31 protein-coding genes and 1 pseudogene are annotated in these 26326 nt (G+C 73.7%); 19 read left to right on the top strand and 13 right to left on the bottom strand.

Annotated elements, in window-relative coordinates; all coding sequences use genetic code 11:
* Positions 1 to 17 precede the first annotated feature (17 nt).
* The 3 genes from ES689_RS00215 to ES689_RS00205 all read right to left on the bottom strand — a co-directional run bounded on the left by ES689_RS00215 (position 18) and on the right by ES689_RS00205 (position 2128).
* Entirely contained in the window at positions 18 to 977 is a 960-nt protein-coding gene (locus ES689_RS00215) for a MerR family transcriptional regulator (protein WP_146898652.1), read from the bottom strand.
* A gap of 98 nt (positions 978 to 1075) precedes the next feature.
* Positions 1076 to 1426 (bottom strand): hypothetical protein, encoded by a 351-nt coding sequence (locus ES689_RS00210; protein ID WP_146898649.1) that lies wholly within the window; start codon positions 1424 to 1426, stop codon positions 1076 to 1078.
* A 114-nt stretch (positions 1427 to 1540) separates the two neighbouring features.
* Positions 1541 to 2128 carry a DUF1349 domain-containing protein gene (locus ES689_RS00205; RefSeq protein WP_146898646.1) on the bottom strand — a complete coding sequence of 196 codons (588 nt, stop codon included), beginning with the start codon at positions 2126 to 2128 and terminating at the stop codon, positions 1541 to 1543.
* Between the two features lie 71 nt (positions 2129 to 2199).
* On the opposite strand from ES689_RS00205, the gene ES689_RS00200 reads away from it, so the two are divergent.
* The 4 genes and pseudogenes from ES689_RS00200 to ES689_RS00185 all read left to right on the top strand — a co-directional run.
* On the top strand, positions 2200 to 2688 hold the full coding sequence (locus ES689_RS00200; RefSeq protein ID WP_146898642.1) for a hypothetical protein: 489 nt from the start codon (positions 2200 to 2202) through the stop codon (positions 2686 to 2688).
* Entirely contained in the window at positions 2685 to 2984 is a 300-nt protein-coding gene (locus ES689_RS00195) for a transcriptional regulator (RefSeq protein ID WP_146898639.1), read from the top strand. The genes ES689_RS00200 and ES689_RS00195 overlap by 4 nt, the downstream gene beginning before the upstream one ends.
* 174 nt (positions 2985 to 3158) lie before the next feature.
* Positions 3159 to 4376 (top strand): FAD-dependent monooxygenase, encoded by a 1218-nt coding sequence (locus ES689_RS00190; protein ID WP_146898636.1) that lies wholly within the window; start codon positions 3159 to 3161, stop codon positions 4374 to 4376.
* A gap of 110 nt (positions 4377 to 4486) precedes the next feature.
* Positions 4487 to 4753, top strand: a pseudogene (locus ES689_RS00185) (cation transporter); the annotation flags it as partial.
* A gap of 82 nt (positions 4754 to 4835) precedes the next feature.
* On the opposite strand, the gene ES689_RS00180 reads toward ES689_RS00185, so the two are convergent.
* Entirely contained in the window at positions 4836 to 5936 is a 1101-nt protein-coding gene (locus ES689_RS00180) for a VanZ family protein (RefSeq protein ID WP_146898633.1), read from the bottom strand.
* A 129-nt stretch (positions 5937 to 6065) separates the two neighbouring features.
* Between ES689_RS00180 and ES689_RS00175 the strand changes: the two genes are divergently transcribed.
* On the top strand, positions 6066 to 6539 hold the full coding sequence (locus tag ES689_RS00175; protein WP_146898630.1) for a hypothetical protein: 474 nt from the start codon (positions 6066 to 6068) through the stop codon (positions 6537 to 6539).
* A gap of 101 nt (positions 6540 to 6640) precedes the next feature.
* Here the strand turns inward: ES689_RS00175 and ES689_RS00170 are convergent, their stop codons facing one another.
* Positions 6641 to 7642 (bottom strand): NAD-dependent epimerase/dehydratase family protein, encoded by a 1002-nt coding sequence (locus tag ES689_RS00170; protein WP_146898627.1) that lies wholly within the window; start codon positions 7640 to 7642, stop codon positions 6641 to 6643.
* Positions 7643 to 7753: 111 nt separating this feature from the next.
* Here ES689_RS00170 and ES689_RS00165 point away from each other — a divergent pair, with 111 nt between their 5' ends.
* The 3 genes from ES689_RS00165 (at position 7754) to ES689_RS00155 (ending at position 9392) form a co-directional block, all read left to right on the top strand.
* On the top strand, positions 7754 to 8002 hold the full coding sequence (locus ES689_RS00165) for a zinc-ribbon domain-containing protein (protein ID WP_146898624.1): 249 nt from the start codon (positions 7754 to 7756) through the stop codon (positions 8000 to 8002).
* A 171-nt stretch (positions 8003 to 8173) separates the two neighbouring features.
* Positions 8174 to 8776, top strand: coding sequence for a TetR/AcrR family transcriptional regulator (locus tag ES689_RS00160; protein ID WP_146898621.1), 603 nt, complete (start codon positions 8174 to 8176; stop codon positions 8774 to 8776).
* A 328-nt stretch (positions 8777 to 9104) separates the two neighbouring features.
* Positions 9105 to 9392 (top strand): hypothetical protein, encoded by a 288-nt coding sequence (locus ES689_RS00155; protein WP_146898619.1) that lies wholly within the window; start codon positions 9105 to 9107, stop codon positions 9390 to 9392.
* A 7-nt stretch (positions 9393 to 9399) separates the two neighbouring features.
* On the opposite strand, the gene ES689_RS00150 is transcribed toward ES689_RS00155, so the two are convergent.
* The 5 genes from ES689_RS00150 to ES689_RS00130 form a co-directional block, all read right to left on the bottom strand.
* Entirely contained in the window at positions 9400 to 9618 is a 219-nt protein-coding gene (locus tag ES689_RS00150; protein WP_146898616.1) for a hypothetical protein, read from the bottom strand.
* A 165-nt stretch (positions 9619 to 9783) separates the two neighbouring features.
* Complete coding sequence (locus tag ES689_RS00145; RefSeq protein WP_223269294.1) at positions 9784 to 11289, bottom strand: cryptochrome/photolyase family protein; 1506 nt, start codon at positions 11287 to 11289, stop codon at positions 9784 to 9786.
* 263 nt (positions 11290 to 11552) lie between these two features.
* Positions 11553 to 13688, bottom strand: coding sequence for an iron ABC transporter permease (locus ES689_RS00140; RefSeq protein WP_146898613.1), 2136 nt, complete (start codon positions 13686 to 13688; stop codon positions 11553 to 11555).
* 4 nt (positions 13689 to 13692) lie between these two features.
* A complete protein-coding gene (locus ES689_RS00135; protein ID WP_146898611.1) occupies positions 13693 to 14697 on the bottom strand; it encodes an iron-siderophore ABC transporter substrate-binding protein in 1005 nt (334 codons plus the stop codon).
* Positions 14694 to 15557: an ABC transporter ATP-binding protein gene (locus tag ES689_RS00130; protein ID WP_191330210.1), complete on the bottom strand. Its 864-nt coding sequence runs from the start codon at positions 15555 to 15557 to the stop codon at positions 14694 to 14696. Before ES689_RS00130 ends, ES689_RS00135 begins: the two co-directional genes overlap by 4 nt.
* 294 nt (positions 15558 to 15851) lie before the next feature.
* On the opposite strand from ES689_RS00130, the gene ES689_RS15470 reads away from it, so the two are divergent.
* The gene (locus tag ES689_RS15470) at positions 15852 to 17210 is read left to right on the top strand and encodes a hypothetical protein (protein ID WP_191330095.1); all 1359 of its coding nucleotides are present in this window, start codon (positions 15852 to 15854) and stop codon (positions 17208 to 17210) included.
* Between the two features lie 109 nt (positions 17211 to 17319).
* On the opposite strand, the gene ES689_RS00120 is transcribed toward ES689_RS15470, so the two are convergent.
* Positions 17320 to 17769: a MarR family winged helix-turn-helix transcriptional regulator gene (locus ES689_RS00120; protein WP_146898608.1), complete on the bottom strand. Its 450-nt coding sequence runs from the start codon at positions 17767 to 17769 to the stop codon at positions 17320 to 17322.
* A gap of 85 nt (positions 17770 to 17854) precedes the next feature.
* On the opposite strand from ES689_RS00120, the gene ES689_RS00115 reads away from it, so the two are divergent.
* The 9 genes from ES689_RS00115 to ES689_RS00090 all read left to right on the top strand — a co-directional run bounded on the left by ES689_RS00115 (position 17855) and on the right by ES689_RS00090 (position 23878).
* Positions 17855 to 18223, top strand: coding sequence for a VOC family protein (locus ES689_RS00115; RefSeq protein WP_146898606.1), 369 nt, complete (start codon positions 17855 to 17857; stop codon positions 18221 to 18223).
* Between the two features lie 226 nt (positions 18224 to 18449).
* The gene (locus ES689_RS00110) at positions 18450 to 19793 is read left to right on the top strand and encodes a hemolysin family protein (RefSeq protein WP_146898603.1); all 1344 of its coding nucleotides are present in this window, start codon (positions 18450 to 18452) and stop codon (positions 19791 to 19793) included.
* Between the two features lie 178 nt (positions 19794 to 19971).
* Positions 19972 to 20115 carry a hypothetical protein gene (locus ES689_RS15465; protein ID WP_191330093.1) on the top strand — a complete coding sequence of 48 codons (144 nt, stop codon included), beginning with the start codon at positions 19972 to 19974 and terminating at the stop codon, positions 20113 to 20115.
* Complete coding sequence (locus ES689_RS15980; RefSeq protein ID WP_255515916.1) at positions 20112 to 20234, top strand: hypothetical protein; 123 nt, start codon at positions 20112 to 20114, stop codon at positions 20232 to 20234. The genes ES689_RS15465 and ES689_RS15980 overlap by 4 nt, the downstream gene beginning before the upstream one ends.
* Positions 20231 to 20551, top strand: a complete 321-nt coding sequence (locus ES689_RS00105; RefSeq protein WP_146898600.1) for a hypothetical protein — start codon at positions 20231 to 20233, stop codon at positions 20549 to 20551. The genes ES689_RS15980 and ES689_RS00105 overlap by 4 nt, the downstream gene beginning before the upstream one ends.
* 201 nt (positions 20552 to 20752) lie before the next feature.
* Entirely contained in the window at positions 20753 to 21229 is a 477-nt protein-coding gene (locus tag ES689_RS00100) for a MarR family winged helix-turn-helix transcriptional regulator (protein ID WP_146898597.1), read from the top strand.
* A gap of 81 nt (positions 21230 to 21310) precedes the next feature.
* The gene (locus ES689_RS16030) at positions 21311 to 22999 is read left to right on the top strand and encodes a serine/threonine-protein kinase (RefSeq protein WP_146898593.1); all 1689 of its coding nucleotides are present in this window, start codon (positions 21311 to 21313) and stop codon (positions 22997 to 22999) included.
* A 93-nt stretch (positions 23000 to 23092) separates the two neighbouring features.
* Positions 23093 to 23242 (top strand): hypothetical protein, encoded by a 150-nt coding sequence (locus ES689_RS15460; protein WP_191330091.1) that lies wholly within the window; start codon positions 23093 to 23095, stop codon positions 23240 to 23242.
* A gap of 180 nt (positions 23243 to 23422) precedes the next feature.
* Positions 23423 to 23878: an SRPBCC family protein gene (locus ES689_RS00090; protein WP_146898590.1), complete on the top strand. Its 456-nt coding sequence runs from the start codon at positions 23423 to 23425 to the stop codon at positions 23876 to 23878.
* A 127-nt stretch (positions 23879 to 24005) separates the two neighbouring features.
* Here the strand turns inward: ES689_RS00090 and ES689_RS00085 are convergent, their stop codons facing one another.
* Positions 24006 to 24350 carry a DUF3140 domain-containing protein gene (locus tag ES689_RS00085; protein WP_146898587.1) on the bottom strand — a complete coding sequence of 115 codons (345 nt, stop codon included), beginning with the start codon at positions 24348 to 24350 and terminating at the stop codon, positions 24006 to 24008.
* A gap of 269 nt (positions 24351 to 24619) precedes the next feature.
* On the opposite strand from ES689_RS00085, the gene ES689_RS00080 reads away from it, so the two are divergent.
* A complete protein-coding gene (locus ES689_RS00080; protein ID WP_146898584.1) occupies positions 24620 to 25288 on the top strand; it encodes a heme oxygenase (biliverdin-producing) in 669 nt (222 codons plus the stop codon).
* A gap of 12 nt (positions 25289 to 25300) precedes the next feature.
* On the opposite strand, the gene ES689_RS00075 is transcribed toward ES689_RS00080, so the two are convergent.
* On the bottom strand, positions 25301 to 26149 hold the full coding sequence (locus ES689_RS00075) for an SDR family NAD(P)-dependent oxidoreductase (RefSeq protein ID WP_146898581.1): 849 nt from the start codon (positions 26147 to 26149) through the stop codon (positions 25301 to 25303).
* Between the last annotated feature and the right edge of the window lie 177 nt (positions 26150 to 26326).

The raw sequence follows: 26326 nt of genomic DNA, 5'->3' as shown, positions 1-26326 counted from the left end.
GGGCACGTCGTGTCGATTCAGCGAGAGAGCGACTCGTCGACGGCGTCCGCCAGGGAGAGCTCCAGGGTGAGCTCGACGCAGCGGGCCCGGGCCGGGGAGAAGTCGTAGGGCATCATGCCGGCGGCGTCCGCGAGGCTCCTCGACCGGCCGCGCCGACGCGGCCCGGTGCCGGCGCCGGGGTCGGGGTCGACCCCCTCCGGGTGCAGCGCGTCCCAGGCCGCGAGGAGCGCGTCGTCCTCGGCGTCCTGGCCGGACTCCTCGATGACCGCGAGCAGCGCCTCCTCGAAGGCGTGCCGCTCGGCGGCCACCTCGGCCACGCGGGGGTCGTCGACCGCGACCGTGTCGTCGAGCGCCGCCTCGGCCGCCTCGACGCGATCGGACTCGGCCCGGAGCTCCTGGCTGGTGGCGAGCGCGACGAACCGGCCGGCCTGCACGGCGGCGCCGAGCGGGCCGAAGATCCGCTCGGTGACGAGCAGGGCGTCGAGGTCGTCCTGGCGGAGCGAGCCCTCGGGCAGACCGGCGAGGCGCTGGGAGACGAACTCGTCGAGCAGACCGGTGCGGCTGCCCAGGGCGCGCATGCGGCTGACGGCCGCGCGCTGGCGCTGCAGCTCCGCCTCCTTGGCCTCGAGGGTCGCCTCCAGCTTCTCGAGCACGTCGGCGACGTCGGCCTCACCGGCTGCGGCGCCGTGCGGCGAGACCGGGGCGGCAGCACCTGAGGCGGCGGCGCCGGACGCAGGCAGGCCCGCGAAGGCGTCGCGGATGTCGCCGAGGGCGATGCCCGCGTCGGTCATCTTGCGGATCCAGAGCAGGCGGATCATGGCGTCGTAGTCGTAGCGACGACGTCCGCCACCGTCGCGCTCGGGCTCGGGCAGCAGCCCCAGCGAGTGGTAGTGACGGATCGCCCTCGGCGTCGTGCCGACGAACGAGGCGGCGTCGCCGATGGCGACCTGACGAGGCGGGATGAAGGACGAGAACACGGTGGGGCCTTCCTGCGGGGCTGACGGTCGGTCTGTGACGTGACTCCACCAGACCACGTGACGTCGCGTCAGGTGCAAGGGGCCGCGGGGACCTGCGCTCACCAGGGGCCGAGGTCGCCGCCGTTGATCCCGTAGAGGGCGATGCCGATCACGGCGCCGATCGCGAGCACGGCCACGGCGAGGGGCGCCCAGTCCATGAACACCTCGGAACGGGATCGGGGAGGCTTCCGGGAAGCACGCTCGGGCCCGCCCGCCCGGGGCACGACGGGCGCATCGCCGTCGGGTCCGCCGGCCCGGCTCTCGGCCTGGCTCTCGGCCCGGCTCTCGGCCTGGTTCTCGGCCTGGTTCTCGGCCCGGCTCTCGCGCTCGGCGGCCGCCAGGCCCTCGCGGAGGGCTTCGCGGAAGCGGCGATCCGCGGCGGAGCCACCGAGCTCGTCGGGGTCGGTCATGGTGCTCCTGTCGCTGTGCGGGGACTCCTGTCTACCGTCTCCGCGACCGACGAGCCGTCGGCTCGCCGCCTCGGCGACCGCGCGGGCGCCTCCTGCGACCCTCGCGGCGCCTCCTCAGTCCTCGGGGTGCAGGCTCGCGTCGGCCGGGCCCGTCGTCCACGAGGTGAAGTGCACGGTGAGGTCGCCGCGCGACGGGGCGCAGCACATCGGCCCTGCCGAGACCCGGGAGGCGGGGTCGAGCGGCGCCACCCGCACGAGTCGCCACGGCTCGTCGTCCACGCGGGCGCGAACGGTCAGCGCGTCGCCCGAGCGGCTCGCCCGGATGGTGACCTCGCGGCCGTGCCACCCGGGGACCGGCGAGAGCGACCAGTCGGACATGCCGCGCGTGACGACGGCACCCAGGCTCTCCTCCCCGTCGCTCCGCTCGACGCCGGCCTTGGTCCAGGTCGTCTCGTCGACCTTGACGAAGATGCCCGCCTGGTCGAACTGGGCGGTGAAGTCCAGCCGGAACGTCACCTCCTGGGCCGTGTCCTGCTCGAACGGGACGAGCAGCGCGTGCTCGGTGTCGTGCACGAAGCCGTAGGAGGTGGTGCGCCACGCGTCGCTCCCCTCGACGGCCGTGACGTGCAGGCCGTCGGACGCGACGTCCACCTGTGCGGGGGCCGTCGTCCAGGTGCCGGAGTTCCAGTCGATGTCGGTCATGGTGCGGAGCTTCCCACGCGGCGCGACCACCCTGTTGACTTTCCATCTCGGAAACACTTAGTGTTGCCGACATGGAAAGCCATTCGAACGACAACTCGTCCCAGCCCGTCGACCCGGTCGCCGCCTTCCGGGTCGCGAACGACGCCCAGGCCCGCATGGCCGCGAGGGTCCGCTCGCCCTGGTGGGTGCACGTCCTCCGCGGGCTGCTCGTCGCGGCGACGGTCTACGGCCTCGGCGCCCCCGACAGCACCGGGTGGATGCTGCTCGGCGTCGTCGGCCTCGTCGCCCTCTCCCGCCGCCGCGTCCGCGACGTGGGCGTCGCCCGGGCGAACACCGAACGGTGGCGGTTCCTCGCGCTGGGGGCACCCTGGGCGGTCATCGCCCTGGTCGTGACGGTCTCGGCCCTGGCGTTCGTCGTCATCGCCCAGGACGAGCCGCTCTGGCAGGTCGGCACCGCCGCCGGCGCCGCCGGGGTCGTGACCCTCGCCCTCGGACCCGCGGCCGACGCGTCCGCCCGCCGTCGACTGGGCGGCGAGCTCGGCACCGGGAACGCCCGGTGACCGGAGCCGCCCCCGAGCCGGTGTTCGACGCCGTCGTGCACGCGCCCCAGCGGCTGCAGATCTGCGCCATGCTCGCGCGCGGCGGCGAGGTCGAGTTCGGGGTGCTCCGCGAGGGGCTCGACGTCTCCGACGCGACCCTCAGCAAGCACCTCCGCACCCTGACCGAGGCAGGCTACGTCGATCTCCGGCGCGTCCAGCGGGCCAAGGGCCAGGCACGGACGTGGGTGACGCTCACCCCGCCAGGGTCGCAGGCGCTGCGCGGCCACTTCGCGTTCCTGCAGAGCCTCGCGCCGTAGGCCGTGCCGGGGTCGCGTCGTCGCAGGCGGCGAGCAGGCCCCGGACGAAGTCCTCGACGACTGCGCGCTCGGACTCCCCCCGGGACTCGATCAGCGTCGTCGCAGCCGTCGAGATGCCGAGGCGGCGCGCGAGCTCGGTCGGGGTCTAATTGATTACCAACGAACGGAACGACCATGAGCCCTGCCAAGACCGCCGTCGTCTCCGGCGCCAGCATCGCCGGGCCAGCGCTCGCCTACTGGCTCGCCGCCTACGGGTGGCAGGTCACCGTCGTCGAACGTGCGCCCGAGCTCCGCGACGGCGGGCAGAACATCGACGTCCGCGGCGCAGGCCGTACGGTGGCCCGTCGCATGGGAGTCGAGGACGGCATCCGCGACGCCACGACCGGCGAGCTCGGCACGGAGTTCGTCCGGTCGGACGGCAGCGCCGTCGCGCGGTTCCCGGCCGGCACCTCCGACACGAGCGGCGCGACGGCCGAGCTGGAGATCCTGCGAGGCGACCTCGCCCGCCTGCTGGTCGACGCCTCCCTCGGCCCTGGGCCTGCGGGTGCCGTCGAGTACGTCTTCGGCGACAGCATCGCCGCGATCGACGACCAGCCCGACCACGTCCGGGTGTCGTTCGAGCACGGAGGCGACCGCGACGTCGACCTCGTCGTGATCGCGGACGGGATGGGCTCGCGCACCCGTCGACTCGTGTTCGGCAGCGCCCCGACCATCCGACCGCTGGGCCTGGACACCTCGTACCTGACGATCCCGCGGACGGAGCGCGACAGCGACTGGGCGCGCTGGCACAACGCCCCCGGCGGGCGCACGATGACCCTGCGACCCGACACCAAGGGCACGATCCGGGCCACGCTGTCGTTCCTGTCGACGCCGGGTGCTCACGCCGGCCTCGGTCCGGACGAACAGAAGGACCTGCTCCGCGAGAAGTTCGCCGACGCCGGCTGGGAGGCGCGGCGCATCCTCGACGGGCTCGAGCAGGAGGGCGACCTCTACTTCGAGCACATCGGCCAGGTGCACGCGCCCGCCTGGACCGCGGGACGCGTGGCCCTGCTCGGCGACGCGGCCTGGTGTGCGTCACCGATCAGCGGCATGGGCACGAGCCTCGCCCTCGTCGGCGCCTACGTCCTCGCCGGGGAGATCGCCGCCCACGTCGACCACCGCGACGCGTTCCGCGGCTACGAGCGGATCATGCGCCCCTACGTCGCGCAGGCCCAGCAGCTCCCGCCCGGGGCCCCCCGCCTCGCGAACCCGAGGACCCGTGCCGGGATCGCCCTGCTGAACACCGCCGCGAGGATCGGCGCCAGCCGGGCGTTCAGCGCGGTCGGCGGCAAGCTCTTCTCTCCCCCGGCCGACGCCGTCGACCTGCCCGACTACTCGCATCTCGTCCGCTGAGGCGGCCCGGCCAGCCCGGGCCTCCGCCTGCGACCGTGTCGCATCGGGTTCTGAGCATCGCGTCCGGCCGCGACGCGACGCGATGCTCGGAAGGTGATGCGACACCTCGCCGTCGCACCGGCACCGAGCTGGGCTCGGCATCGGCGGTGGCCGACTCCAGGCAGACGCTGATCCGCTCGTACCTGTCGGCGGCCGTGCTCGTCGGCCTCGTGCTCAACCTCGCGTTCGGCTGGAGCTGGGCCGACCCCGTGGCCGGGCTCGTCATCGTCGTCTTCGCCGTGCGCGAGGGCCTCGAGGCCTGGCGCGGCGACGCGTGCACGACGCCGGTGTCGGCCCTGACGGGCGAGCGACAGGTCGAGGCCTGCGACTGCTGCTGACACGCCCCGCCCAGCCAGTCCGACAACCCAGACCCGAGCCGGACCGCCCCTGACGGCACGACGTCCGTGCCGCGATGACGACTCATGCGTCGCGCTGTGCTGCAGACCCTTCCCGTGCGGTCCGGTCGTCCTCGACGTCCAGGCGCAGGACTGCGAGAGCCAGGCCGCGCCTCCCCCGCGTCGACCACACCGCGATGACGGACACCACCGCGAGCAGGGAGGCGACGAACGCGAACACGGGGAGGTCGAGGGCGAGCAGCGTCGCCCACCCGCCGGAGCCGAGCGCCCAGCGCAGCACGCGCCCGCCCGCCCCGGGAGCCGGCGTCGGCCGGAGTCGGACGACGTGCTCGCCGAGGGTGCGACCCGAGACGAGGACGACGACGAGCTGCACCGCCGGCGCCACGAGTGCGCCGACCGTGACGAGGGACGCCAGGACAGGGTCGTCGGGGTCGCGGTCCGTCAGCACCCAGGCCAGCGTGGTGCCGACGCTCAGCACGCCCGAGAGCAACCAGACGGCCAGGACGTCGGACAGCATGCCCGAGAAGCGGCGGGCGGCGGTGACGGGTCGAGGACTGTCGGCGTCGACGGGGTCCCCGGACCCGGCCAGCAGCCCGACGAGGGGCGCCAGCAGAGTGCCGACGACGGCACCGGCGGTGTTCGCCAGCAGGTCGTCGACGTCGAACAGGCGGTACGCGCAGGGGTAGAGGAACCAGTCGCCGGTGAGCTGCGTCAGCTCGATGAGCAGCGAGACGACGAACCCGGCCCCGAGGCCGACCAGGAGGCCGGGGACGACTCGCCGCCGGGCGACGGCGTGCCGGGCGAGGGCTCCGAGCGGGACGAAGAGCAGCACGTTGAAGAGGACCTGCGCGATCGCCGGGTTCGTCAGCAGCGACCGCGGCCCGGCGATGCCGCCTTCCTTCGCGACGTCGCCGACGAACGCGAACGGGCTCAGCTGCGCCGAGGCCGGCGTGGCGCACATCGTCGCGACGTCGGCAGGCAGGGGAAGCAGCGTGTAGGTGACGAGCGCCAGGGCGTAGACCAGGGTGCCGAAGGCGACCAGGCTCCGTCGGACGCCGAGCTTGCCGTGCCTGCGGTACTCGGCCGCAGTCCACGGCACGAGGGCGCCGACGGCCAGCACGGAGCCGATCGCGAAGGCGAAGACTCCCGGCAGAACGTTTCCCATGCAAGGACGGTACCGGGCCGGCGGGCGCTCGCGCGTGGTCCCACGGGACCGTCCGAGTGGACCCCCGGTGCCGGGACGTCGGTCCCCCGGGGGGACGACCCGGGGCTCGCGCGTCTCGAGACTGAGGACATGCAGAACCACACCGCCCCAGCCCGTGTCCGTGTCCGTGTCCCTGTCCGTGTCAGGACGGCGGCCGTCGCCGTCACCGCCCTGAGCATCGCCCTCCTCTCGTCGGGCTGCGCCTTCGTGCAGCAGCACGTCGGCGACGCCTGGAGCGTCACGTACGAGGTCTCGGTCGACCAGCCGACCGGCGCCGAGCTCACCGGGGTCTCGTTCGAGGGCGCCGACGAGCGCGGCGACAGCCCCTCGACGCACGAGGTCGGCAGCGCCACGACGGCGACCGAGCAGAGCGGCGGCTCCTCGTGGGAGGGCGAGACGATCGTCCTCGCCGGCGGACGGGCCGCGGTCACGGCGACGCCCTCGCCGGGCGCGACGGCGACCTGCCGCATCCTCCTCGACGGCACGCGAGAGATCGCGACCGCGACCTCCGCGAGCCCCGGCGAGCCGGCGCAGTGCGCGATCGACACCCCGGCCTTCGACTAGGGGACGGCCCGAGGAGGCGGGCGCGGTGCGCGATCGACACCCCGGCCTTCAACTAGGGGACGACCCGAGGAGGCGCGGGCCCGGTCGCTGCGCCGTCCCGGTCAGGCGCCGAAGGCGCGCGCACCGGCGAGGAGGCGCTCGAAGGCAGCCTCCGTCGCAGGGTCGGCCTCCCGACGAGAGGCCTCTGCGTCGTACCACTCGACGATCTCCCGAGCACCCGTGGCCCAGGACGTCGTCGCCTGCCAGCCGGGGACGAAGGCCTTCACCTTCGCGTTGTCGAACACGACCGAGTGCGCCTTGTCGCCCAGGAGCCCCGGGCCCCACTCGGGCTCGACGAGGGCCACGCTCTCGCTCGCCACGTGCACCAGCGCCGGGTCGTCGACGCCCGCCGCGGCCGCGAGGGTCGTGTAGATCTGGTCCCACGGCAGGGCCTCGTCGGAGGTGATGTGGAAGACGTCGCCGACGGCGGCCGGCAGGCCGAGGAGCCCGACGAAGGCACGGGCGAAGTCGGCGTGGTGGGTCAGCGTCCAGAGCGACGTCCCGTCGCCGGGGACGACCACCTCGAGGCCGCGTCGCATGCGGTCGACGACGGCCCATCCGCCGGTGACCGGGATCGTGGTGCGGTCGTACGTGTGTGACGGCCTGACGATCGTGACGGGGAAGCCGCGCTCCCGGTAGGCGCCGACGAGCAGGTCCTCGCAGGCGATCTTGTCTCGGGAGTACTGCCAGAACGGGTTGCGGAGCGGAGAGGACTCGCGGATCGGCAGCGCGGCGACGGGCTTCTGGTAGGCCGACGCCGAGCTGATGAAGACGTACTGGCCGGCTCGTCCGGTGAAGAGGTCGATGTCGGCCCGGACCTGGTCCGGGGTGAACGCGACGAAGTCGACGACGACGTCGAACGACCGGTCGCCGAGGGCCCGGCGGATCGACGCCGGGTCGGAGACGTCCCCCGTCAGCACCTCGACCCCAGGAGGCGTGGGCCGGGTCGACGACGCCCCGCGGTTGAGGACGGTGACGTCGTGGCCGAGCTCGACGGCTCGGGCCGCGGCCGCCGAGCTGATGATGCCGGTGCCGCCGATGAACAGGACTGTCAACGCTGACATGAGGGGTCTTCTTTCTTCGTGGGAGGGCTGTGCCAGTCTGCTCGCTCCGCCCCTGGCTCGGAGTCCTCGCCGGCTGAGCGTCCGACTCGGCCGTCTCGGTAGCGTCGGGGGATGTTCCTGCTCTTCGGCACCTCCGTCCGCCAGGCTCTGCTGACCGTCGTCGTCTTCGCCTGCCGGTTCTGCGGACGCACCGTCGAGCAGCAGGTCGCGCGGCGCTCGACGCGCTTCACCCTGTTCTTCGTGCCGCTGTTCACGGTGTCGAAGCGGTACCACGTGCAGTGCACGAACTGCGGCGGCGTCACCGACCTCACTCGGGAGCAGGCCGAGCACTCGCAGGACCGGGCGGCTCGGCAGGGCTGACGGACGCCTCCTCGGGGCTCGCTCCGCGCCTCCTCGAGGCCGGCGGCGTGGCACCCGGGTTGGGGGCGCGGAGGGGGTGGTCGGGACCGGCCGGCTGCTCCAAGCTGGGGACACGGACGACAGGCGGGGACTCACCCACCCGCCGCGGACGCCAGCCACCGAGGAGACCGCGTGAGCACGATCACCGCGCACCACGAACCGAGCGCGTTCGAGACGAGCGTCGCGGACCGCAAGCGCATCGTCGCCGCCACCGTCGAGACGCTCGACGCCGTCGGCTGGGACGCGACCGACGTCTCCGCCGTGGCCCGGACCGCGGGCATGTCGCCTGCGTGCGTCGAGCGGCACTTCCCGTCGTGGGAGGGACTCGTGCTCGCCGCCGTCGACCGGTGGAACCTCGACCGCTTCGAGCAGGTCGCCCGCGAGACGGCGGGCGCGGCGACGCTCGGCTTCGTGCGGGGACTCATCGCGCACAGCAACGTGCACCGTGGGCTGTCGCGCTCGCTCATGACCCTCTCGATCGGCTCGGCCGACGCGGGCGACCTCTCCGGACGGTTCGTCCGCGACAGCTACCGCGACTTCCACGCGATGGTGTTCCAGGGGCTCGCGTTCGACCTCAGCCAGGGCGAGATCCCCGCGGGCACCGACGTCGCCGCGCTCTCGACCAGCGTCGTCGCGCTGTACATGGGGCTGCAGCTGCAGATGCTGCTCCAGCCCGACCACGACGTCGTCGTCGCGTTCGACCTCGGGCTCGAGGGGCTCACGCGCGGCTGGTGACCCCCGGGCGCCCCCGAGCCGTCGGCCTCTCCTCATTCAGGAAGATCTGTCCTGCGTTGCGCGAGGGGGTGCGCCGGGATCCTGAGTCGTGCACGGTTCAGGAATCTGCGACCGCCGCCTCCTGAGTTGCGCTGCGGGCGCGATCTGCGTGGCGTGAGACGCGAGCGCGGGCGCGGCCGCGACACGACGTGTCGAGGAATCAGGTGTGCGCGTCGTCGCGCCTCCGACGGCCCGGTGCCGGGGCCGCGTCGCGACGTCGACACCTGAATCGTCGACACGAGGAGGCGCGGACAAGCGCCGAGGACCCCGGACGTGTCAGGCTCGGAGCATGCGCATCGACGAATGGTGGTCCGAGCTCGTCCCCTCGACCCGGCAGTGGCTGATCGACAACGCGGGCGACGTCGTCCCCGCCTGGGTGCTCGAGCAGATCACCGCCGTCACGGGCGAGCCGACTGCCGACGATGACTGGGCCGCCGACGTTGACGCCGAGGACTTCTACCTCTCGGACGACGCCACCGACTGGATCGAGGCGGCCGGCAACGACGAGCTCGACGACCTGGACGAGAGCGAGCTCGTCACGGACGACGAGGAGGCGGCGGGAGCGCCCGCCAGCTGACTCCGGCTCAGAGGGCGGGGACCTTCGCGTCGTCGTCCGCCGCGTCGAGCAGCACCCTCGGGGCGGCCGTCACGCCGAGCGCCTCGCCGAGGTGGTCGGCCGTGCGACGGGCGAACGAGCGGCGGGCCGAGGCGGCGAGAGCACGTCGCTCGGCGGCGGCCTCCCACACTCCGGGGTCGGTCACGTCGTCGACGAACAGCGGTCGGCGTCGTTCGTGCTCGGTCATCGTGGCCTCCTCGGGGTCGCATCGGGTCTGCACGATGTTCGCAGCCCGGGGCCCTGGGGAGGGAATCGAGGACGCCCCCAGTTCTGGTGATTCGTTCGACGGCCAGGGAGCCGTACGGAGTCGACGTACGGCGAGACGCGGCGCGAGCCGAGCGGGACGCGACCGTCAGGGGGTCGTCCGGGCCGCCTCCTGCGCGACCACGTCGTCGAGGTCGTCGAGTCGACGGAGCCCCTGGAGCGGACGCATCATCCGCGGGTTGCCCTGCAGCGCCGGCTCGACCCGGTCGAGGAACGCCCAGTAGCCCGCCGTGAACGGGCAGGCCGTCGGCCCGACCCGCACGGTCGGCGAGAACGGACACGAGCCACAGTGGTCGCTCATCGAGTGGATGTAGCGGCCCCCGGCGGCGTAGGGCTTGGTCGCCACCACTCCCCCGTCGGCGTGCTGCGACATGCCGACGATGTTCGCCGGCATCACCCACTCGGTGCCGTCGACGAAGACGTCGGTGAACCAGTCGGTGAGCTCGGCCGGCTGGTAGCCGCGCTGCAGTGCCCAGTTGCCGAGGATCATCAGCCGCTGGATGTGGTGCGTCCAGCCGTGCTGGTGCACCGTCTCGAGCGTGCTGCGGAGGCACTCGGCCTGCACCTCGGTCGCGTCGACCTCCCGCCACCAGCGCGGCAGCGGCTCGGTGGCGCCGAGGGCGTTGTTGTCGGTCGTGTACGACTCGCCCAGGTGCCAGTACAGGTGCCAGACGTAGTCGCGCCAGCCGGCGATCTGCCGGACGAAGCCCTCGACGCTCGCCAGGGGCGCGCCTCCTGAGGCGTGGACCTCGAGCACGCGCTCGATCACGTGGCGGGGATCGAGCACACCGAGGTTCATCGGGACGCTGAGCAGGGAGTGCGACATCGTCCAGTCGTTCGAGAGCATCGCGTCCTCGAAGGGGCCGAAGTCGCCCAGCCGGGTCTCGAGGAAGTCCTCGAGGGCGGCTTCGGCCTCGGCCGGCGTGACCGCGAAGCGGCGCCGGTCGTCGGCACCGACGAACACGACGCTGCCGTCGGCGACCCACGCGTCGAGGTCGGCACGGACCGCCTCGTCGATCTCGTCCTCGTCGGGCCAGACCGGGTCGGGCAGGCCGAGCGTCGTCGCGCCCTTCGGCGGCGGGTTGCGGTTCTGCTCGTCGAGGCTGAACTTGCCGCCCGCGGGGCCGTCGCCCTCGATGAGCCAGTCTTCGCGGCGACGGACGGTCTCGTAGTGGTTCTCCATCAGGAGGCGCCCCTTGCGGGACGCCGCCCAGGCCGCGAACTCCTCCTCGCTCGTCACGAACCCGCGGCTCGGCAGCACGCGGACGTCACGGCCCTCTCGACGGACGGCCGCCCGGAACTGACGGTCGGGCGGGTCGACGACCTCGAACGGGCCGACCCCGGCAGCGTCGTCGAGCACCTCGTCGAGGCTCTCGACCTGCAGGTGCGTCGCCCGGTCGCCGAGCGCGGCGACCCGGTGCCGCAGCGCAGAGAGCCAGAGGTGCGCCTTGGCGCGGTGCATCGGCCGACGGGTGAAGGCGTCGCGCGCCTCGACCACGACGACGGGGCCGCCGTCGTCGAACTCGTCGCCGTACTGCCCGGGCAGGATCAGCCGTGCGCGGGGTGGGACGTCGGCGGCATGCATCTCGGACATGCCCGGAACCTACGCTCCACCTCCGACAACGCCCCCGGCTGTGCGCCGTCTGACGCCGCCGCCTCGCCGAGTGGTCAGCATCTGTCGGCGAGAGGACCGGCAGGGCCGAATTCGGACCACTCGGCTAGCCGCCGTCGGGCGTCTCGACGCCCAGCCCGGCCGAGTGGTCAGGAACTGTCGTCCAGACGACCGGCAGGGCCCAATTGGGACCACTGGGTGGTGACAGAGACGGGAGGAGGGACAGGAGGCGGAGAGAGAGCGTGTCAGCGCTGGCGGGCGGCGCGGCCACGCCAGAGCAGCCACACGAAGTACGGCGTGCCGATGAGGGCCGTGAGCAGCCCCGCGCCCAGCTGCGCCGGGGCGATGACGGTGCGGCCGAGCACGTCCGCGAGGCCGACGAGGGCCGCGCCGAGCACGACGGCGACGGGCAGCACGCGGGCGTGCCGGGCCCCGACGAGGGCGCGGGCGGCGTGCGGGGCGACCAGCCCGACGAACCCGACCACGCCGACGGCGGCGACCGCGGCGGCGGTGAGGAGCACGGCAAGCGACAAGAAGAGGAGGCGCGATCGCGAGAGCGAGACGCCGAGCAGCCGAGGGGTGTCGTCGTCGAGGGCGACGAGGTCGAGGCGACGGTGGCTCGCACCGGCGACGACCAGGCCGACGACCAGCACGAGAGCGACCGGGACCGAGTCCGCGAACGAGCGTCCGTAGGTGGAGCCCGACAGCCAGGTCAGGGCCTTCGCGCCGTTGAAGGGGTCGGTGAGGACGATCAGCAGGCTGATGGCCGCGGCGGTCGCGGCGGCGACTCCGACGCCGATCAGCACGAGCCTGTTCTGCGGGAACCCCCCGCGCGAGGCGAGGCCGAAGACGACCACCGCGGCGACGACGGCCCCGGCGAACGCGGCGCCGGCGACGCCCCAGCCCGAGATCGCGGGCACGGTGGTCACGGCGACGACGGCGCCGAGCCCGGCTCCCCCCGAGACGCCGAGGATGCTCGGCTCGGCCAGCGGGTTGCGCGTCACCGACTGCACGAGTCCGCCGGCGAGGGCGAGCGCCGCCCCGGCCAGCAGCGCCGCGACGACGCGCGGCACCCGGGTGTCGAGCACGTAGCCGACGACCGGCCCCGCACGCCCGGTGGCCCAGTTCGCGACGTCGCCGAGCAGCAGCACGGCGTCGCCCAGCAGCACGCCCGCGACGGCCACCCCGACCAGCACGACTCCGAGCGCCGAGAGCACCAGCACGACGCGGCGGCGCGAGACGACGCGGTGCTGCTCGGTCGGGGCCGACCCGCCGTGGTCCGCGGCCCGGAAGGCCAGCGCCACCAGCACGAGCGCGCCGACGATCGACGTGACGATCCCGGTCGGCACCTGGACCGACGCCTCCGCCCCCACCGCGGCGCGCAGCAGCACGTCCGACGCGAGCACCACGGCGGCGCCGGCGAGCCCGGCGAGCGACACGAAGACCCACGTGCGGCGGACGCTCGGCACGAGCCGACGCAGCGGCCGCACGAACGCGGGCGCGCAGAGCCCGACGAAGCCGATCGGCCCGGCGACGGTGACCGCCCCGGCCGAGAGCAGCACCGACGCGACGACGGTGACGACGCGCGTGGTCCGCACGTCGACCCCGACGCTCCGGGCCGCGTCGTCGCCGAGGCCGAGCGCGTCGAGCCGGCGCGTCATGAGCAGCACGACGGCGAGGCCGACCAGCACGACCGGGGCCATCTGGGCCACCGACGAGAAGCCGTTCTGCCCGACGCTGCCCTGGCCCCACTGGTAGAGCCCCGCGGTCTCGCGCGGGAACAGCAGCAGCAGCGCGCTCGTCACGCTGGCCAGGCCGAGCGCCAGGGCGCTGCCCGCGAGCACGAGCCGCACCGATCCCGAGCCGAGCCCCGACAGGGCGAGGACGACGCCCGCGGCGAGCAGCCCGCCGACGAAGGCGACCCCCGAGGAGGCGACCAGCGGCAACGAGAGACCGGTCACCGACGCGACGGCGAGGGCCGCGTACGCGCCCGCGTTCACCGCCAGGGTGTCGGGCGACGCAAGCACGTTGCGGCTGACCGTCTGCAACGCCGCGCCTGCGGCGCCCAGGGCCACGCCGACGAGGATCGCCGCCGCCATCCGCGGCAGGCGCGACGCCACGACGACGGAGGCGTCACCGGCAGCCGCGGAGCCGGTCAGGGCCCGCCACACCTCGCGCGGACCGACGGCCGCGGTGCCCTGCGTGACGTCGACGAGGGCGAGGAGCACGACGACCGCCGCCAGCGCGAAGACGACGACCACGGCGCCGAGGCCGGCACGGGGCGGGGCGGTGAGCCGCGCCTCCTGCGGGCCTACGGCGACGGGCGACGCGTCGGCGACGGGCCGCGCGTCGGCGGCGGCCGCCGGCTCCGTGACGGTCACCGGGTCAGGCCGTCAGGGTCTCGACGAGCGCGTCCACGTAGGCCGTCATCGAGGCAGGTCCGCCGAAGACCCACACGCCGTCGGGCAGGCGGTGCACGTCGCCCGACTGCACGAACGGCAGCGACTGCCACACGGCGTTCGACGACAGCGTGTCGGCGAACGGGTCGCCGTCGACGGCGTTCGAGAAGTACAGGAACTGCGTGTCGGCGGGCAGCTGCGTGAGGCCCTCGACGTCGGTGGAGGCGAGGCCGTAGGCCGGGTCGCCCTCGAGCGCCCAGGCGTTGACCAGGCCGAGCTCGGTCGTGACGTCGCTGATCAACGAGCCTGCCGCGTACGGGCGGATGCTCACCTGGCCGGCGTCGACGTACCCGTCGGCGAAGGCGAACTGCGTCCCGGCGAGCCCGGCGTCGGCGAGCGCCTTCGTGCCGTCGGCCACGGCCTGCTCGTAGTCGGCGAGCACCTGCTGGGCGGCGTCCTCGGTGCCCGTCGCCGTGGCGATCATCTCGAAGTTCGTCGTCATCTGGCCGAGCTGGTCGGACGCGTCCGCCGAGACGACCTGCAGCACCGGGGCGATGTCGCGCAGCTGCTCGACGGCGTCCGCGGGCAGGTCGGTGGTCGCGACGATCAGGTCGGGAGCCAAGGAGGCGACGGTCTCGACGCTGGGCTCGCCCCGGGTCCCGATGTCGGTCGGGTCCCCCGTCAGCGGCACGGCCGAGGACCACGCCTCGTAGCCCTCGACGTCGGCGACGCCCACGGGCTCGACGCCGAGCGAGACGAGGTCGCCGACGACGTTCCACTCGGTGCCGACGACCTTCGTCGCCGGGCCGTCGAGCGTGACCTCGGTGCCCGTGCCGTCCGTGACGGTGATCTGCTCGCCCGAGGCCGAGCCGGAGCCGGAGCCGGTGGTCGAGCCGCCGGCCGCCTCCTCGGTGGTGCCGCAGCCGGCGAGTGCGAGGGCCGCCGAGGCGGCGAGGGCGGTGACGGCGAGGACGCGTCGTCTGCTGGTCATGGGTGGAGCCTCTCGGTTCTGGTGTGGTGGCGAGCGACCGCGCGGGTGCGGAGCCGGCCGGTGGAGGGATCGGTGTCGACCTCGACGTCGATGCCCCAGACCTCGGAGAGGAGGCGGGGCGTCAGCACCTCGGCCGGGGTGCCCGTCGCGCGGACGCGGCCCTCGTGCAGCAGCACGACCGTGTCGGCGAGCGCCGCGGCCTGGTCGAGGTCGTGCAGCACGACGCCCACGGCGATCTGCGACTCGTCGGCGAGATCGCGCACCAGGTCGAGCAGCTCGACCTGGTAGCGGAGGTCGAGGTAGGTGGTGGGCTCGTCGAGCAGCAGCACGCCGGTCTGCTGGGCGAGGCAGCTGGCGAGCCAGACCCGTTGCAGCTGTCCGCCCGAGAGCTGGTCGACGCCGCGCTCGGCGAGGTCGGCCACCCCGGTGAGCTGCAGTGCCCGGTCGACGGCCGCCGCGCCTCCCTGGTCGGCCCTGCCCCAGCGACCGCGGTGCGGGTAGCGGCCGAACTCGACGACGTCGCGCACGCTCAGGCCGCTCGGCACCGGGCGGCCCTGCGTGAGGAGGGCGACGTGTCGGGCGAAATCGCGCACCGAGAGGGCGAGGCCGTCGGTCGGCTGCGCCGTGCCGGGCTGCTGCTGCTGCGGGTGCTCGAGCGACAGGGTCCCCGCACGAGCCCGCTGCAGCCGGGCGGCGGTGCGGAGCAGCGTCGACTTGCCGCTGCCGTTGGGCCCGACGAGGGCGGTGACCCGGCCGGGCCGCAGCTCGAGCCGGGCGTCGTGCACCACGTCGGAGGCGCCGTACGAGACCGTGACCCCGTCGGCCACGAGGGCGGTCGGCTCAGCCTGCGCGCCCGGCAGCGACGGGGCGGCCTGCGCGTCGGCAGGCTGGGCCGAGGAGGCGGGCGGCACGAGGGCCACATCGGTCGAGGTCACGAGAATTGAGGTTAGCCTACCCTTAGCAGGAGACCGCAACCCGATGGCTCGACACCGAGACACGTCCCCCGCGGCCGCAGGGACGGGGGACGTTCCTGCAACGATCTGGTCACGGCGACCGCTCCGGCTCGTTCGGGGGCCCGTGCCGACGGGTCGGTGCACCCTACTGTCAGCGAGACGGCGCCCGCCCGAGGCGTCCTGCTCCCTGGGGAAGACCACATGACCACGTCCCACCGCCTCCGCACGTCCGCGGGCGCCGCAGCCCTCACCGCCGCGCTCGTCCTCGTGCCCGCAGCCGCCTTCGCCGACGACGCCCCCGCCGCCCCCGCCGCCCCCGCCGCCTCCGCGCCGACCGTGGCCGCCGACACCACGGCCCCGGTCGTCGGCGCCGACCCGACGCCCGCCGCTGACCCGTCCGGCACGGACGCGGCTGCGACGCCGGCCGATCCCGCCACCCCGGCTCCTGCATCGCCCCTGAGCCCGACCTCCGGCACCGCGACGGGCAACACGGCGGTCGGCCAGCGTCCCGCCCCGACGGCCGCCGCCGCCCAGCCCGGCTCCGCCGCCGCCCCCGACGCCTCCGCCCCGACGACCCAGGGAGCCGGCACCGTCGTGGTCGTCGCTCCCGAGGTCGAGCCGAGCGTCGAGGTCTACCCCGGCGCCGCCCACCCCGGCTCGGCGTTCTCCGTCTTCACGCAGGGCTTCACGGCCGGAGACGCCGTCTCGGCGCGCGTCGACGGCGACGCGGTCTCGACCGACGACGTCTTCACCGTCTACCCGAGCCAGCTGCCGTTCGTCTTCGACACCAGCGGCACGGCGTACTTCGACGTCGAGGTCCCGGCCGACCTCCCCCTCGGCACCCTGACGGTGACGGTGACCGACGCGCACGGCAACGCCAGCAGCACGGAGGTGGCCGTCACGGACCCGATCCCGGCCCCGGTCGTCGTCGCTCCCGTCGGCGCCACCGCCGGCATCGTGACAGTCTCGGGCTCCGGCGGGGTGCCCGGGCAGGCAGCCGTCGTGGTCGTCGGCGCACCGGACGACGTCGAGGTCGGCTTCGGCTTCGCGTTCGGCACCGGCCAGTCGTCGTCCGACGCGGCTGCCGACGCACCTGCCGAGGAGGCGGCAGCCGACCTGACCTCGCTCGTCACGACGGCGGAGCAGGCCGAGGCCGCCCCCGACGAGGACTTCTTCGACCGGGAGCCGGTCGAGTACACGGCCTCGGAGGGACCTGCCTCGGCGCTCGTGCCGATCGCCGCCGACGGCACCTTCTCGGCCCGCTTCGTGCTGCCCGCCGGCGACTTCGGCACCACGGCCGTCGTGATCGACACCGAGACGTCCGACACCTCCGTGCCCGCCGACGTCGTGCCCTTCACCGTCTCGGCCGCCGCGGCCGCAGCGCCGGTCGTGACGCCCGCCGGGCCGACCGGGGCCCCGGTCAACACCGTGGTCGCGACCCGGGGCGGGTCGCTCGCCTACACGGGCACGGAGTCCGCACTGCCCGCCGGGATCGCCGCCCTGGCGCTGCTCCTCGGCGGGGTCCTCGCGACGGCTGCGCGCCTCCGACGCCGGGTCTGACCCTCGGCACGAGCCTCACCGACGCGAGAGCGACGAACCTCCCCGGAACATCACGGAGGTTCGTCGCTCTCGCGTCGTTCGGCGCGGGGTCCTGGTCAGGACGGGAGATTCAAGCGTCGCGCGTCGACTCGCGCAGCGACTCGACCATGCTGCGGAGCAGCCTGCGGGCGACGGGCCGGTCGGCCTCGCTCATGCCCGAGAGCATCCGCAGCTCGACGCCGCGCACCGCCGCGGTCGCCGCCGCGAGACGCCGTCGACCCGCGGGCGTCAGGCGAGCGGGCAGGGCCTTGCCGACCGGCGCCTCCGACGGCCGCGTCACCGACCCCTCTCGCTCCAGCGCCTGGAGCAGGACGTTCATCGACTGCCGGGTGACGAAGGCCCCGCGGGCGAGCTCCGAGTTCGACAGGCCGGGGCGCTGCGCGAGCAGCTCGAGGCACGAGTAGTGCGTGACCGTCATGCCGAGCGGTCGGAGCACCTCCTCCATCGCCGACCGCAGGGCGCTGGACGCCTCCTTGAGCAGGTAGCCGAGCGACGTCTCGAGGTCGATGCCTTGACTCATGTCAGCATCTTGACATACCGTCAGCGATGTCAGAAGACTGACACAACGACCACCTCCCTCACCATCGATCCCCACAGGAGCTCCCATGCCCGTCACCGGCCCCGACTTCGTCTCCCTCCAGGTCCGCGATCTCGACGCCTCCCGGGCGTTCTACGAGACGCACCTCGGCCTCGTCCGCTCGCCCGCCGGCCCGCCGCACGCCGTCGTGTTCACCACGACGCCGATCGCCTTCGCGCTGCGCGGCCTCCTGCCGGGCACCGACCTCGACTCCGTCGCCCAGCCCGGCCTCGGCGTCGCGCTCTGGCTGCACGCCACCGACGTGCAGTCGATCCACGACGCACTGGTCGAGGCGGGCGTCCCCGTCGTCGCCGAGCCGATCGACGGTCCCTTCGGCCGCACCTTCACGTTCGCCGACCCCGACGGGTACCACGTGACCCTGCACGACCGAGCCTGACGCGCCTCCTCTCCCGCGCCTCCTCGCCGACTCGGGCCGGGTCCCGACGCGAGGGCGACGAACCGACGCGGAAGATCACGTCGGTTCGTCGCCTTCGCGTCGCCTAGGGCGACAGACCTGGCCGAGGAGGCGCGCCTCGCGACCCACAGACGCACACAGCGTGCAGACCCTGCACCTCGCGCACGTTCGAGGTGATCTCCCGGCCTGCGCCGACAGAATCTGGCGCATGGACACGGACACCCTGCTCAACATCGGCCTCGTCGTCGTCTTCGTGCTGATCGGCGGGGTGTTCGCGGGCACCGAGATGGCGATCGTGACCCTCCGCGACAGCCAGGTGCGGGCGATCGAGGCCGGCGGCGACCGCGGCCGCAAGATCGGGCAGCTCGTCCGCAACCCGAACACGTTCCTCTCGGCGGTGCAGATCGGCGTCACCCTGGCCGGCTTCTTCTCGTCCGCCTACGGCGCCTCGACGATCGCGCCCGACCTCGTGCCGGGCCTCGTGGCCCTCGGCCTGACCGAGAGCGTCGCGTCGACCGTCGCCCTGATCGGCATGACGCTCGTGGTCGCGTACCTCTCGCTCGTGTTCGGCGAGCTGGTGCCGAAGCGGCTCGCGATGCAGAAGTCCGTCGCGTTCACGAAGACGCTCGCGCCGCCGCTGAACGCCCTCGCCCGGCTGATGCGGCCGGTCATCTGGCTGCTGTCGGTGTCCACGAACGCCGTGGGGCGCCTCCTCGGGCTCGACCCCGACCGCAAGGAGGACGAGGTCTCGGCCGACGAGGTGCGCGACATCATCTCGAACACGAGCGAGATCGACCGCGACAGCCGCAGCATCCTCGCCGACGTGCTCGACGCCGACGACCGCCGCGTCGCCGAGGTGATGAGGCCGCGGCCGGACGTGTCGTTCCTCGCCGGCGACTCGTCCGTCAGCGACGGGTACCGCACCGTGCTGGCCCTGCCGCACTCGCGCTACCCCGTGGTCGGCGTCAGCCGCGACGACGTGCTCGGCTTCGTGCACGTCCGCGACCTGATGGCGTCCGTGCCCGCGGCGGGCGGCGAGCAGGCGACGACCGTCGCCGACATCACGCGGCCGATCCTCGCGCTGCCCGGCACGACCAAGGTGCTGGCGGCGCTCAGCACGATGCGCGACGACGGGCACCAGATCGCGGTCGTCATCGACGAGTACGGCGGCACCGACGGCATCGTCACCCTGGAGGACCTGCTCGAGGAGCTCGTCGGCGAGATCTACGACGAGTACGACACCGGCGACCGCGGCGAGGGCACGCTGGAGGCGGGCGAGACCCGCGAGGTCGAGGGCGGACTGATCGTCGAGGAGCTCGAGGAGGAGACCGGCGTCTCGCTGCCGGACGGCCCGTACGAGACCGTCGGCGGCTACGTGTTCGACGCGCTCGGGCGACTGGCGGTCGTCGGCGACACCATCGCTGTCGACGGCGCCGTGCTGGAGGTGGTCCGCATGGAGGGCTACCGCATCGCGACGGTGCGCGTGACGCCCCTGGAGCACCATGCGGAGTCGCCCGCGACCTCGGTGCCGACCGCCCCGACGGGCCCGTAGGGGCCGGGTCGAGGTCTCTCGGCCTCGAGGCATGTCCGTTCTGCGAACTCTCTAGGTCATCTAGTTAGAGCGACTAGCGAGACTGTGTAACCATTCTCGTGTGCCGGTTCACGGCGGCACGAGACACGAGAGACATGCACCTCGAGGTCAGCGCAGGGCTGACAGGAACGAGCAGGACATGACCACCACGCAGCACTCCCCCTTCACCGAGATCCGCGACGCCGACCGTCAGCTCACGCTCTTCGTCGTCGCCACCTCCGCCCTCGCCGCCTGCGGCACGCTGATCGCGGGCATGCTCTTCGCGATGGGCGCAGGCGCATGACCGCGTCGACGGCTCCCACGCACACGGCGACCACGCCCCGGGTCGACGGCCACCACCTCCTCGCCGAGACCCAGCCCCTCGACCTCGCCGAGCTCTTCGACTCCGAGGCGCTCCGATGAGCGTCGACCTGCGCCGGCTCACGCACGAGGGCCTCGTGGCCGCGGTCGGCGGTCGTGTCGGCGCCGCCGTGCGCCCCACCGCGGCCGAGCTCGACAGCTTCTACGTCCGCGAGCGCTCCGTCCCCGCGGCCCGCATCGACACCTACCCGCGTCGCCGTCGGGTCCGCGACGTCGTCGCGTCGATGGCCGAGTCGGTCGAGTCGGCCACGCTGGCCGTGCAGCCCGCCCGCCCGCTCGAGGTCAGCTACGCGAGCTTCTTCGTCGAGCCCGAGGCGGCCTCGGCCAGGGACGACCGTGAGATGGCGGTCGCCTCGTGACCTTCGCCGACCGCATCCTCGGCGCCGTGGCGGCCGACCACGTCTCCTACTTCGACACCTCCATCGACGACGACGACCTCGACTGATCCTCCCGCAGCGAGAAAACGCACGTCGGCTGGCTGCTCCCTGGCCAGCACCGATCGACCAGACCCGACCCGACCCGACCCGACGACCTGACCACTCAGAGGACACCCGCCCTACATGCCGCAGAAGATACAGGCAGCCCGCCTGCATGCCGCCCTCGAGGCCTGGCGCATCACCGAGCAGCGACTCGACCGCCGAGGTTCGGCAGGCACGCTGCCGCGCACCGAGCGTGACGCGCTGGCCCTGGTGCTCGCAGCCGAGCAGACCGACGAGCCGATGACGCCGAGCACGCTGGCCACCACCCTGGGCTTCTCGACGCCCGCCGTCTCGAACCTGCTGCACCGCCTCCAGGACGCCGAGCTGATCACCTGCACCCCCGACCCGGCCGACGGACGCCGCAAGATCGTCACGACGACCGAGTCCGGGCGCGACGCCTGTGACACGGTGACGAGCGCTCCGCACGTCCGCAAGTTCCTGATGGGCGTCCCGGCAGAGCAGGCGGAGGCGGTCAGCGCGTTCCTGGACGAGCTCAGCTCGGTCATCGCCGCGCAGCAGACCCCGGCCCCGACCTCGGCGCCGGTCGCGGCGCGCTAGGCGCGTCTGCAAGGCCGGGCGCGCAGGCCGCCCTGGGGCCCCCGGCCGCTTCCCCCGCAGCCGCCGGGTACCCTCGGGGTCATGGACGACCGGGACGACGACGCGACCGTGGACGACCGGGACGCACCGCGCCTCCTCGCCGGCCGCTACCTCCTCGGCGACGTCCTCGGGCGCGGCGGCATGTCGACGGTGCACCGTGCCGACGACCAGCTGCTCGGCCGGACGATCGCCGTCAAGCTGCTCAGCGCCCAGGGCTCCGACGCTGCTGACGCCCAGCGCGCCCAGAACGAGGTCGCCGTGCTCGCGTCGCTGAGCCACCCTGCCCTCGTCACCCTCTACGACGCCGACGTCGCCCCGGCCCGCGGGCCCGGTTGGCTGGCGATGGAGCTCGTCGACGGACCGTCGCTGTCGGCTCGCCTGGCCGAGGGCCCCCTCGACCCGACCGACGCGGCACAGCTGCTCGTGGACCTCGCGGGGGCGCTGCACGTCGTCCAGGCCGCCGGCATCGTCCACCGCGACGTCAAGCCGAGCAACGTGCTGCTCGCCCCCTCGCCCGTGCCGGGTCGTCGGTGGTCGCCCAAGCTCGCCGACTTCGGCATCGCCTCGCTCGTCGACTCGACTCGCGTGACCGCCACGGGCGCCGTCCTCGGCACCGCCGCCTACCTGAGCCCCGAGCAGGCCCTCGGGACGAGGGTCGGACCGGCCTCGGACGTCTACTCGCTGGGCCTCGTCGTGCTCGAGGCCCTGACGGGCGAACGGGCCTTCCCCGGCTCGATGATGGAGTCGCTGACGGGTCGCCTGCACCGCGACCCTGTCGTCCCCGATGCGCTGGGACCGGGGTGGGCCTCCCTCCTGCGCGCCATGACGGCGCGCGAGGCCGACGCGCGGCCGACCGCCTTCGAGGTGCACACCCGGGCGGAGGCGCTGGCCGCGGGAGGCGGACGCGCCGACGACGCCCGCACCGGAGCGGCCACGGCGTTGATGCCGAGTGCGGACGCTGACGCCGCGACCCGACGCCTGCCGGCGGGCGCTGCGGGACTCGGCGCGGCCGGCGTCGGCGCGGCCGGCGTCGGCGCGGCCGGCGTCGGCGCCCTGGCCGGGTCGGGTGCGGCCGAGGCGGCGACCGAGCGGTTCGGCGCCGTCGACGGCGGCCCCGGTGCGGGTGCCCGGGTCGGGGCGGGCGCGGCAGCCGGCCCGGGCGGCTCCCCCGCTGCCCCGCCCGAGAGACGCAGCCGTCGCGGCGCCGTGATCACCGGCGTCGTGGCGCTCGCCCTCGGGGCCGCGGCGCTGATCGGCTTCGCGGTCACTCAGGGCGACGGCGAGCCCGTCGCGCCGGCGACGAGCGACGCTCCCGTCCCGTCCGAGACGGCGCCGGTCGAGACGGGGCCGGAGGACACCCCGTCGTCCTCCCCCGAGGAGGAGGAAGAACCCGCACCCGCGCCGTCCACGTCCGAGCCGACCGACGAGACGAGCTCCGAGGCTCCCGCGCCCGAGCCGAGCGCCCCCGTCGAGGAGGAGCCTGCGCCGAGCGAGCCTGTCGAGCCTGTCGAGCCGGTCGTGCCCGGGAACGGGAACGGGAACGGTGGTAACGGCAACGGCAACGGCAACGGCAACGGCAACGGAGCCGGAGCCGGGGCCGGCAACGGCAACGGAGTCGGGAGCGGCGCGGGCACAGACGCCGGCGGCCCCGCTGCTGCTCCCGACGCCGAAGCCGTGATCGACGGCGCCGGGTCCGACGGCGGTCTCGGGAACGGACCCGCTGGCCGCTGAGCGACGCGCCCCGGACGGGTGGGTGCGCCGCGGCCGAGTCAGGGCCATGCTGGGCGCGCCCGGCTCGACCGGGCCCGACCAGAGGAGGCTCCCGTGACGTACCCCGATCCGCAGCGCGTCTCCTCTGCCGGCCCCGTCGGCGACCGGGAGCGCCGCGTGACGCTCCTCGTGATCGTCGGCTCCGCGATCGCCGCGGGCGCCACGGCGGCGGCGGGACTGCTGACGGTGTTCGGCCTCCTCTAGCCGCGCCGCACTCGCCCTGTCGGGACGCGGCGTCACCCGCCACCTGACCATCGCCTCTGGACGTGGACGGAGCCGACCCGCGCCTCCTACCGTTCACGTCGGCGGGTCGCAGTCCACACGGGGCACGGACCCCACCGGGGCTCACTCGCCCCCACGACAGCACGACAAGAGGAGAACACCATGGCACAGGCCATCGAGACGATCGACGTCGAGGTCCCCGTCCGCACCGCGTACGACCAGTGGACCCAGTTCGAGGAGTTCCCGAAGTTCCTCGACGAGGTCGAGTCGATCACGCAGACCACCCCCACCCTCACGGTGTGGAAGGTCAAGGTCGGACCGGTCGAGAAGACCTTCGAGGCGGAGATCACCGAGCAGCACCCCGACGAGCGCGTCGCCTGGACGAGCACCGGCGGCGAGGTCGACCACGCCGGCGTCGTCACGTTCCACAAGCTGAGCGACACCGAGACCCGCGTCACCGTGCAGATCGACTGGACGACCGAGGGCGTGCTCGAGAAGCTCGGCGCGGCCATCGGCTCCGACGGTCGCGCGATCAAGAAGGACCTCGCGAACTTCAAGCAGCACATCGAGTCGAAGGGCCAGGCCGACGGCGCCTGGCGCGGCGACGTGCAGGCGTAGCCCGCACCTTCGGGCCCCGGCCCGCCGACGCCGACGGCCCCGTTCCTCCTCGGGAGGGACGGGGCCGTCGGCGGCTGCGGCCGCGGCCGCTCGCTGCTCGCTGCTCGCTGCTCGCTGCTCGCTGCGGCTACTTCGCCTTCTTCTCCGGGTCGTTGCCCCAGTTCATCAGCGAGAAGCGCCACTTCGAGTCGTGCGCGTCGCCCTCCGGCCCCTGCGCGGCGTGCCGGTGCACGTAGCCGGTGACCTTCTTCATGTGCGCGTAGTCGTCGTCGCCCAGGTCGGCCTGCTTCGTCCGCAGGATCGTCACGATCTTGCGACCGCTGTCGTGCCCCACCGACTCGGCGCCGTCGGAGGACTTCTGCCCCACCTCCTTCGACTCGTCGGTCTCGAGCCACTGCTCGAGCTCGTGGGGCGCCATGTTCACCGCGTCGTGGAAGTCGTCGCGGATGCTCTTCTTCTCGTCGTCGTCCATCGCCCCAGCCTGCCCCCGGTCTCGCGACCCTGACCTGTTCTCGCTCTCCTCATTCAGGAATGTCGCTCCTGATCCGCGCGGTGAGGGGTGCGTCGATCCTGAACTGTGCACGGATCAGGAACTCCGTGCCGCGGCGTCCTGCATGCTGAAGATCCCGACGCCGCGCTCGACAAACTAAGGGTCACCTAAGTACGATCGGGCAGGAGGCGGGCGTGCCGCCTCGTGCACGACCCCCGGCAGCAGCACCGTCCGACCGAGCGGAGTCCATCGTGACCGACGTCGTCCCCTTCTCGGAGCTGCTGCGGGCCCGGACGGCCAGCCGTCACGGCACCAGCAGCGGCGCCGACTTCATGACCGACCTGTTGCGCGGCACCTGCGAGGTCGACGACTACGCCCAGCTGGTGGCGCAGTACTGGTTCGTGTACCGCGCGCTCGAGGACGCCGCAGGCGCCATGGCCGGGGACGCCGTGGCCGCGCCGTTCGTGACGACCGGGACGACCCGGCTGCCGGCCCTCGAGTCCGACCTCGAGTTCCTGCTCGGCGACGCCTGGCGCGACCGCGTCACGCCCCTCGCCGCGACGCGCGAGTACGTCCAGAGGCTCGAGACCGTCGCCGCGACCTCGGTCGGCGCCTTCGTCGCCCACCACTACACGCGCTACCTCGGCGACCTCTCGTGCGGGCGGTTCATCAGCACGCTGCTGCAGAAGCACTACGGCTTCGACGTCAACGGGGTCGGCTTCTACGTCTTCGCCGAGGTGGCCGACCCGGCGTGCTTCCGGGCCACGTACCGCGAGCAGCTCGACGCCGCCCCGTGGACCGACCCCGACAAGGAGGCGGTGGTCGCCGAGGTCGCGCTGGCCCACTCGCTGGACACCCGCCTCCTCGACGGCCTCGAGGCCGACCGCCGGTCGCGCCGCGCGGCAGCTGCCGCCGCCTGACGGCGCACCAGGTCAGGGCAGGATCGAGTCCACGTAGCCGCCGTCGACCCGCACCGCGGCCCCCGTCGTCGCCGACGCGAAAGTCGACGACAGGTACACGACCATCGACGCGATCTCGTCGGGCTCGATCAGGCGCTGGATGAGCGACTGCGGCCGGTGCTGCACCATGAACTCGTGCTGCGCCTCCTCCCAGGGCAGGTCGCGCGAGACGAGCTCGTAGACGAAGTCCTCGACGCCGGCGGTGTGGGTCGGGCCCGCGATGACGGAGTTGACGGTGACGCCCGTGCCTGCGGCGGCCTTCGCGAAGCCGCGCGACACCGCGAGCAGGGACGTCTTCGACATGCCGTAGTGGATCATCTCCGCCGGGATGACGACGGCCGAGTCGCTCGCGATGTTCTGCACCCGCCCCCAGCCGCGTTCGGTCATGCCCGGCAGGTAGGTGCGGATCAGCCGCACCGCCGACAGCACGTTGACCTCGAAGTAGCGGCGCCACTCGTCGTCGTCGATCGAGAGCGGGTCGGCCGAGCCGAAGATGCCCAGGTTGTTCGTCAGCACGTCGACCTGCGGCACGGCGGCGAGCACCTGCTGCGCCCCCTCGTCGGTCGAGACGTCGCCGGGGGCCGCGACGAAGGAGGCGCCCGGCACGTCGCCCCGGAGGCCCGCGATCGCCTCGTCCACGCGGGAGGCGGTGCGCCCGTTCACGGCGACCGTCGCGCCCGCGCGGGCCAGGCCGAGCGCGATCGCGCGGCCGATGCCCTGGGTCGAGCCGGTCACGAGGGCGGTCTTGCCGGTGAGGTCGATGTGAACGGGAGGTCCTTCCGTCAGCGGGTGCGGGGAGCGACTCCTCGCACCCGTCAGCATGCCCCAGGCGGGCGCCCGCCGACGAGGCGACGTGAAAGCGACGAACCTCCGCGGGCCCCCGCGTTGCGTTGTCGGTTTCGAGTCGGGTCAGGCGGCGGCGGGCGGGCGGGCGAAGGAGGCGGCAGGCCGTCACGGGACACGGTGTCGGCAGCCCGGCGTAGGGTCGCGGCGACGAGC

Origin of the sequence: Frigoribacterium sp. ACAM 257, from assembly GCF_007954365.1 — a bacterium.
In the GTDB taxonomy this organism is placed as follows: Bacteria; Actinomycetota; Actinomycetes; order Actinomycetales; family Microbacteriaceae; genus Frigoribacterium.
The sequence above is the reverse complement of the archived record's forward strand: the minus strand, read 5'-3'. Positions and strand labels throughout refer to the sequence as shown.

Bases quoted from the DNA above. Each gene is read 5' to 3' on its own strand.
- ES689_RS00210 (WP_146898649.1), bottom strand. From the start codon at position 1,426: ATGACCGACCCCGACGAGCTCGGTGGCTCCGCCGCGGATCGCCGCTTC.
- ES689_RS00205 (WP_146898646.1), bottom strand. From the start codon at position 2,128: ATGACCGACATCGACTGGAACTCCGGCACCTGGACGACGGCCCCCGCA.
- ES689_RS00200 (WP_146898642.1), top strand. From the start codon at position 2,200: ATGGAAAGCCATTCGAACGACAACTCGTCCCAGCCCGTCGACCCGGTC.
- ES689_RS00190 (WP_146898636.1), top strand. From the start codon at position 3,159: ATGAGCCCTGCCAAGACCGCCGTCGTCTCCGGCGCCAGCATCGCCGGG.
- ES689_RS00180 (WP_146898633.1), bottom strand. From the start codon at position 5,936: ATGGGAAACGTTCTGCCGGGAGTCTTCGCCTTCGCGATCGGCTCCGTG.
- ES689_RS00175 (WP_146898630.1), top strand. From the start codon at position 6,066: ATGCAGAACCACACCGCCCCAGCCCGTGTCCGTGTCCGTGTCCCTGTC.
- ES689_RS00170 (WP_146898627.1), bottom strand. From the start codon at position 7,642: ATGTCAGCGTTGACAGTCCTGTTCATCGGCGGCACCGGCATCATCAGC.
- ES689_RS00165 (WP_146898624.1), top strand. From the start codon at position 7,754: ATGTTCCTGCTCTTCGGCACCTCCGTCCGCCAGGCTCTGCTGACCGTC.
- ES689_RS00155 (WP_146898619.1), top strand. From the start codon at position 9,105: ATGCGCATCGACGAATGGTGGTCCGAGCTCGTCCCCTCGACCCGGCAG.
- ES689_RS00150 (WP_146898616.1), bottom strand. From the start codon at position 9,618: ATGACCGAGCACGAACGACGCCGACCGCTGTTCGTCGACGACGTGACC.
- ES689_RS00145 (WP_223269294.1), bottom strand. From the start codon at position 11,289: ATGTCCGAGATGCATGCCGCCGACGTCCCACCCCGCGCACGGCTGATC.
- ES689_RS00135 (WP_146898611.1), bottom strand. From the start codon at position 14,697: ATGACCAGCAGACGACGCGTCCTCGCCGTCACCGCCCTCGCCGCCTCG.
- ES689_RS15470 (WP_191330095.1), top strand. From the start codon at position 15,852: ATGACCACGTCCCACCGCCTCCGCACGTCCGCGGGCGCCGCAGCCCTC.
- ES689_RS00120 (WP_146898608.1), bottom strand. From the start codon at position 17,769: ATGAGTCAAGGCATCGACCTCGAGACGTCGCTCGGCTACCTGCTCAAG.
- ES689_RS00115 (WP_146898606.1), top strand. From the start codon at position 17,855: ATGCCCGTCACCGGCCCCGACTTCGTCTCCCTCCAGGTCCGCGATCTC.
- ES689_RS00110 (WP_146898603.1), top strand. From the start codon at position 18,450: ATGGACACGGACACCCTGCTCAACATCGGCCTCGTCGTCGTCTTCGTG.
- ES689_RS15465 (WP_191330093.1), top strand. From the start codon at position 19,972: ATGACCACCACGCAGCACTCCCCCTTCACCGAGATCCGCGACGCCGAC.
- ES689_RS15980 (WP_255515916.1), top strand. From the start codon at position 20,112: ATGACCGCGTCGACGGCTCCCACGCACACGGCGACCACGCCCCGGGTC.
- ES689_RS00105 (WP_146898600.1), top strand. From the start codon at position 20,231: ATGAGCGTCGACCTGCGCCGGCTCACGCACGAGGGCCTCGTGGCCGCG.
- ES689_RS00100 (WP_146898597.1), top strand. From the start codon at position 20,753: ATGCCGCAGAAGATACAGGCAGCCCGCCTGCATGCCGCCCTCGAGGCC.
- ES689_RS16030 (WP_146898593.1), top strand. From the start codon at position 21,311: ATGGACGACCGGGACGACGACGCGACCGTGGACGACCGGGACGCACCG.
- ES689_RS00090 (WP_146898590.1), top strand. From the start codon at position 23,423: ATGGCACAGGCCATCGAGACGATCGACGTCGAGGTCCCCGTCCGCACC.
- ES689_RS00085 (WP_146898587.1), bottom strand. From the start codon at position 24,350: ATGGACGACGACGAGAAGAAGAGCATCCGCGACGACTTCCACGACGCG.
- ES689_RS00075 (WP_146898581.1), bottom strand. From the start codon at position 26,149: ATGCTGACGGGTGCGAGGAGTCGCTCCCCGCACCCGCTGACGGAAGGA.